This window comes from Micromonospora acroterricola (assembly GCF_003172955.1).
Taxonomy (GTDB): Bacteria; Actinomycetota; Actinomycetes; order Mycobacteriales; family Micromonosporaceae; genus Micromonospora; species Micromonospora acroterricola.
The window spans coordinates 1-2,592 of the sequence record NZ_QGKR01000027.1; the positions used below are offsets into that span (position 1 = coordinate 1).

A 2,592-nucleotide genomic window follows, 5' to 3' on the forward strand; every position below is an offset into this window, starting at 1 on the left:
GCTCCGCGGCCAACCGCGCCTCCCGCCGCCGGCTCTCCTGCGCGACCTCCCCCTGCAGCCGCCGCCAGCTCTCCCACCGGCGGGTGGAGAGCTCCCCCGTGCGCAGCGCCTCGCCGACCGCGCAGGCCGGCTCGCCGTCGTGCCCGCAGTCGGCGTACCGGCAGCCCTCGGCCAGCCCGGCGATGTCGGCGAACGCCCGGTCGAGCCCGGCCACGCCGTCCAGCAGGCCGACCGCCCGCACACCGGGCGTGTCGATCACCGCGCCGCCGCCGGGGATTGGGACCAGGGCCCGCCAGGTGGTGGTGTGCCGGCCCTTGCCGTCGACCCGCCGGATCGCCTGTGTCGGCATCATCACCGCGCCGGCCAGCGCGTTGACGAGGCTCGACTTGCCGGCGCCGGACGGCCCGAGCAGGCCGAGCGTGCGGCCCGGCGCCACCTCGGCGCGCAGCGGCTCCAGGCCCAGGCCGCGCTCGGCGCTGACCGGCAGCACCGGCACGCCGGGGGCGACCGCGGCGAGCTGCCGGGCCAGCGCCTGAGGGTCGGCCGCGAGGTCGGCCTTGGTCAGCACGACCAGCGGCCGGGCGCCGGACTCGTGGGCCAGGGAGAGCAGCCGCTCGATCCGGCCGACGTCCGGCTCCGGGTGCACCGGCTCCACCACGGCGGCGGCGTCGAGGTTGGCGGCCAGCACCTGGCCGCTGGCGTCCTTGCCGGCGGTACGGCGGATCAGCGCCGCCCGCCGGGGCAGCACCACCTCCACGGTGGTGCGGCGGTCCGGCCAGTGCGCGAGGAGCACCCAGTCCCCCGCGCAGGGCAGCGCGGAGGGGTCCCGAACGGCGGCGGCCAGCACCGCCCCACCCAGGCTGGCCCGGACCGGGCCGGCCGCGGTGAGCACGGTGCAGACCCCCCGGTCCACCCGGGCCACCCGGCCCGGGTCGTGGTCGCCGCGCCGCCCGGCGTACGCCGCCCGCTCGGCGTCCCAGCCGAGGGCGGTCAGATCGATCGTCATGGCATCCTCATCGTGTCGAAGCTGGTGATGGCGGAACACACGTGCCACGTCCGGCATGATCACCACCTCCGTCCGACGTCCCGGTGCCGCGTATGTCGCCGACGGTAGGGGGCGCGCCGACGCGCCGAAAGCGATTTCCCCGGCGACGGCGCGACGGTGGACCGCTAGGGTCGACGGGTGACCACCGATCCGCTGCTGCTGATGGGCGAGGTGGACGACGCCACCAGTCGACTGCTGCGTACCGCGGCCTCCATGGACGCCGCTGACCTGGCGTGCGCGTCGCTCCTGCCGGGCTGGACGCGCGGCCACGTGCTGGCGCACCTGGCGCGTAATGCCGACGGCTTCGTCAACCTGCTCACCGCGGCCCGCACGGGCGAGCCGCTACCCATGTACGCCTCGCCAGCCGCCCGGACAGCGGACATCGAGGCCGGCGCGGGCCGCCCGCCCGCCGAACACCTGGACGACCTGCGGCGCTCCGCCGACCGGTTCTCCGAGGCCGTCGCCGCCATGCCGGTCGAGGCGTGGGCCGCGACGGTGGAGACCCGCCGGGGCCCATGGCCGGCGGCGCTGCTCGTCTGGGGCCGGCTGCGCGAGATCGAGGTGCACCACCTCGACCTGGCCGCCGCCTACGGGCCCGCCGACTGGTCGGAGGCGTTCGCCCACCGACTGCTGCACGAGGTGGCCGCCCACCACGCCGACCGGCCGGCGCCGCCGTCGATGGTGCTGCGCTTCGACGGCAGCCGGCACGAGCTGGTGATCGGTGACGGGACGGCCGCACCGGTCATCGCCGGCCCGGCCCCCGCTCTCGCCGCCTGGCTGATCGGCCGTGACGGCGGCGGCGCGCTCGCCGTCACACCCGACGGCCCCCTGCCTACTCCACCGGAATGGATATAGACACCTGATGACATACAGCGGAGACGTCACCGCCGACGGCGGGCCGGCGGTGCGGGAGCTGAAGGGCCTCACCATCAGCAAGCTGTCGGTGGGCCCGATGGACAACAACGCCTACCTGCTGCGCTGCACGGCCAGCGGCGAGCAGGTGCTGATCGACGCCGCCAACGAGGCGCCCCGGCTGCTCGACCTGATCGGCGACGGCGGCCTGGCCGCCGTGGTGACCACCCACCAGCACATGGACCACTGGGTCGCGCTGGAGGAGGTGGTGGCCAAGACCGGCGCCCGTCCGCTGGTGCACGCCGACGACGCGGCCGGGCTGCCGATCGAGGCGGAGCGGCTCGCCGACGGCGACACCGTGCCGGTCGGCGACTGCGCGCTGGAGGTCATCCACATCAAGGGGCACACCCCGGGCTCGATCGCGCTGCTCTACCGCGACCCGACCGGCACCCCGCACCTGTTCACCGGCGACAGCCTCTTTCCCGGCGGGGTGGGCAACACCGACAAGGACCCGGAGCGCTTCGCCGCGCTGATCGACGACGTCGAGCGGAAGCTGTTCGACCGGCTGCCGGACGAGACCTGGTTCTACCCGGGGCACGGCAAGGACAGCACCCTCGGCACGGAACGCCCCGCCCTGCCGCAGTGGCGCGCCCGGGGCTGGTGAGCCGAGCGGGGCCGGCCCCCCGGCCGGCCCC

At 76.0% G+C, this 2,592-nt stretch carries 3 protein-coding genes; 2 read left to right on the forward strand and 1 reads right to left on the reverse strand.

The genetic code is table 11. The features are described 5' to 3' along the window. The coding region (gene rsgA / locus DKT68_RS00235; protein ID WP_109815433.1) for a ribosome small subunit-dependent GTPase A at positions 1-1,006 on the reverse strand (1,006 nt) is incomplete at its 3' end. Positions 1,007-1,183: 177 nt separating this feature from the next. Here rsgA and DKT68_RS00240 point away from each other — a divergent pair. After that, positions 1,184-1,900, forward strand: a complete 717-nt coding sequence (locus DKT68_RS00240; RefSeq protein WP_109815434.1) for a maleylpyruvate isomerase family mycothiol-dependent enzyme — start codon at positions 1,184-1,186, stop codon at positions 1,898-1,900. Positions 1,901-1,907: 7 nt separating this feature from the next. Next, entirely contained in the window at positions 1,908-2,561 is a 654-nt protein-coding gene (locus tag DKT68_RS00245; RefSeq protein WP_109815435.1) for an MBL fold metallo-hydrolase, read from the forward strand. Positions 2,562-2,592 lie beyond the last annotated feature (31 nt).

Excerpts from the sequence above, each read along its gene's own strand:
- DKT68_RS00245 (WP_109815435.1), top strand. The coding sequence starts at position 1,908 with ATGACATACAGCGGAGACGTCACCGCCGACGGCGGGCCGGCGGTGCGG.